This window comes from Pseudomonas sp. YuFO8 (assembly GCF_035065025.1).
In the GTDB taxonomy this organism is placed as follows: Bacteria; Pseudomonadota; Gammaproteobacteria; order Pseudomonadales; family Pseudomonadaceae; genus Aquipseudomonas; species Aquipseudomonas putida_AE.
Genome location: NZ_JAXDEQ010000138.1, coordinates 1 through 441, shown reverse-complemented (window position 1 = coordinate 441; position 441 = coordinate 1). Strand labels below are relative to the sequence as shown.

The 441-nt window shown below is 29.3% G+C and carries 1 protein-coding gene; it reads left to right on the top strand.

Annotated features, from left to right (window positions below):
* Window positions 1–441, top strand: a 441-nt coding sequence (locus SOP95_RS31665; RefSeq protein WP_323609538.1) for a hypothetical protein, incomplete at both ends; no start/stop codon positions are given.

Below are 441 nucleotides of genomic sequence, written 5' to 3'. Positions count from 1 at the left end.
AAGAAAAGAAGAATAAGTAATAAGTTATTACTTATCAGTGCAATTTTTACAATAGCAATTCCCTCAGTCTCATATGCGGAGGAAGTAATTTCACCTGAAAATTTTAAGAGTTCTTCAAATTTGTATAAGGCACGGAATACGGAAATTTTGAAAACAAATTTATATCCTAATACATATAATAATCCATTTAACCACCAATTTATTTCAAAATTAAAGGAAGTAAACACAAATATAAAAAAAATAGACAATAGTGATGATGAAAATCCTGTTATATCTACTACTCTTTCATTTATTCGCCATATGAATAGTGAAGATTATAAATCTGCATTTGATTTAACCTCAAGGTCATTACAGAAAATAATATCCGAAGAATGGTTGAAGAGCTATTGGGAGGGACTGCCAGTTCAATTACAAGCAGGTTCTTTTATAGAAATTGGAGAG